Below are 2,726 nucleotides of genomic sequence, written 5' to 3' on the forward strand. Positions count from 1 at the left end.
TTAAAAATGCTTCCAGAACCACCAGACCCTATTTTATTATCCCAGATTTTTGCCAAGCTTACCTCTCTTGGTCGTATTCACAATACTTCTACAACCGTTTCACCCTCGTAATTTGGCTAAGGTATTGTCGTCATGAGTATATTAATGGTGAAGTTTACGCTATGAGTGGGGGAACTCAAAATCATGGCCGAATTGCTAGTAATATTATTTTCATTGTTAAAGGTCATTTACGGGGTAGTGGTTGTCAGGTTGGTAATTCCGATTGTCGTGTAAATATTTTGGAAACGAAGGATTATGTTTATCCTGATGTGAGCGTTACTTGCGACGAGCGCGATCGCACTGCAATCCAAGCAATTCAATATCCCTGTTTAATTGTTGACATTTCGGCTTCGCTCAATGTCAAGGTTTTATCTCCCAGTACAGCCAGTTATGACCGAGGGGATAAATTTAGATTGTATCGTCGCAATCCTAGTTTGCAAGATTATGTTTTGGTTGATTCTGAAAAAATAGCGATTGATTTATACCGCAAAAATGATCGCGGTAATTGGGAGATTTTTAATTATCAGTCGGGGGATAATATCGAGCTACAAAGTATTGATTTAAGTTTTCCCATTGAGTCGGTTTATGAGGATATTGTTTTTGAGGAATTAGTTTGATCCCACATTCCGCAGATAAAATCCAATTCTGAATAATTATCACGAAAGATTCAGGGTTGTACAAACTTTACTCCAAAAATATTCTCAATAAATGAGATAAATTCCTAATAAACATTTTATAGTTCCTTTGAACTAAAATCCTGAAAACCCTTACCAAACAATGTTTTTGGAGATAATTATTTTTTTATTCTCCGCTTATGCGGAATGTGAGTTTGATAACAGTTATAAATCAAAATCCAGGGTAAATGTTTCGCCATCAGCATCTTTGGGATTTTCTGGTGTTGATGGAATTGAAGGGGGCTGATCTTGTTGACTTGTGTTTGTAGCAATCGGGTTTACTGCTGGAATATTTGTAATTACTTGTTGCATGGGGAATGCACCCTTTTTCAAAGCAAAATAACAATCAATGATAAAGTAAAGCGTCTCTAAATAACTTTTATCTAGTTGCTGTGATTCGGCAAATATACGTTCTCGGTAGCTATCTTTAATCCGAACTTTTTCCGGTGTCATTGGCTTCGTTCCTATTCAAATTGGTTGATTCAAAATTCGTGCATTATTACCCCTCAAGCTCAAATCAGGGGCGGTAAATCACGAGAACTACAGATTCTTGTTCATCATGGCTTTTGCCATCTCTAGCAATCCACAGGCATTAGCTTCTACAGGATTATCCAGAATTTTAAACCCGTTCTTCTCCAATAGCTTCTTAAATCCAGGTAACAAACAGCCACCACCAATTGCCCAAATTTCATCCCCCTGGTGTTTGGCATCTAGTGTCAGGCTTACGGGTTTCTTTAAGAATTTTTCATACCAATCTTTCAAACAACTGGTGTAGATATCTTTAATATCAATGTCACGACTGTATCTGGTATGTCCCTGTTCCAAACAAAATCGAATCTGGGAGGTGTTGCCGATTTTCCCCCCGTTGAGACGTTTCATTTTTTCGGCAATGTCTTCGATGAGAACTTCTACACCTGCGGGGTAGGGAGTGTGAACTTCTCGCTTTCCCTGGTTGTAACGAGAATAAAGTGTGGTTCCATTACCAAAATCTAGGACGGTGAGCTTGGGTGGAAGTTGATGCCCAAACAATGCACCCATTCCCTCTGGGACAATTTTGATTATTTCTAGGGTGACATCTGATTTTTTGCCCGCAAGTATTGGTTGATATTCTCCATTAAGTGCTTGCTTTAAATCTTCTGCTAGTCCTATGTCATGTAAGCTGACGACTAATTTTAAATGCCAAGCTTTACGATGTGGCAGATGTGCTAATCCACCAAATAACATCAACAGTGCATTTTTAATTTTGTTTTCGTTGTGGTCTGTGTTGCGGTCAAAATGATAACCTGTACGAAAGGCAGATTCTCCCACGGTGTAAGCTGCACCATCTAAGACAATTCTTCCTGGTACATCTTCCATCTCGGCTGTGGAAATATAACTGGGGATACGAACGACTTTAAATCCATCAACGAAAAGTTTCAGACTACCGTAACCGTTATCGAATCCTGCTGGAAAAATTTTTTGCAAAGCGTGAATGTTGGGCATGGGGGTCAAGTGGGATACAAAAAAGGCTAACACAAAAATACCCTAAGCATCACCTATATATACCCTAGATAGGTGCTAAATGTTCAATTATTTTCAATTTTCGCGTTAGGGTATACTTAGCACATAAGTAACCCCTACATATACCCCAAATTGATTTTATTCAGCACAAGATACCCTAAGTGTTACCTATCTATACCCTATGTAGGTGATATTTAAGGGCTAAAGGGAATAGCCATAATTCTCAAATTTCTCGTTGGGGTATACCTAGCCCCTATAAAACACCTATATATACCCAATACCTTAGCCAAATTACGAGGGTGAAACGGTTGTAGAAGTATTGTGAATACGACCAAGAGAGGTAAGCTTGGCAAAAATCTGGGATAATAAAATAGGGTCTGGTGGTTCAATACCTTAGCCAAATTACGAGGGTGAAACGGTTGTAGAAGTATTGTGAATACGACCAAGAGAGGTAAGCTTGGCAAAAATCTGGGATAATAAAATAGGGTCTGGTGGTTCTGGAAGCATTTTTAA

General features: G+C 38.7%; 3 protein-coding genes. 1 reads left to right on the forward strand and 2 read right to left on the reverse strand.

Annotated features, from left to right (window positions below):
- Window positions 1-110: 110 nt before the first annotated feature.
- Complete coding sequence (locus H6F45_RS26080; RefSeq protein ID WP_347237815.1) at window positions 111-656, forward strand: Uma2 family endonuclease; 546 nt, start codon at window positions 111-113, stop codon at window positions 654-656.
- A 222-nt stretch (window positions 657-878) separates the two neighbouring features.
- Here the strand turns inward: H6F45_RS26080 and H6F45_RS26085 are convergent, their stop codons facing one another.
- Both H6F45_RS26085 and H6F45_RS26090 read right to left on the reverse strand, forming a co-directional pair.
- On the reverse strand, window positions 879-1,166 hold the full coding sequence (locus tag H6F45_RS26085) for a hypothetical protein (protein ID WP_190348810.1): 288 nt from the start codon (window positions 1,164-1,166) through the stop codon (window positions 879-881).
- A gap of 87 nt (window positions 1,167-1,253) precedes the next feature.
- Window positions 1,254-2,195, reverse strand: a complete 942-nt coding sequence (locus tag H6F45_RS26090; protein WP_190348811.1) for a ParM/StbA family protein — start codon at window positions 2,193-2,195, stop codon at window positions 1,254-1,256.
- Window positions 2,196-2,726 lie beyond the last annotated feature (531 nt).

The organism is Sphaerospermopsis sp. FACHB-1194 (assembly GCF_014696235.1).
Lineage (GTDB): Bacteria > Cyanobacteriota > Cyanobacteriia > Cyanobacteriales > Nostocaceae > Sphaerospermopsis > Sphaerospermopsis kisseleviana.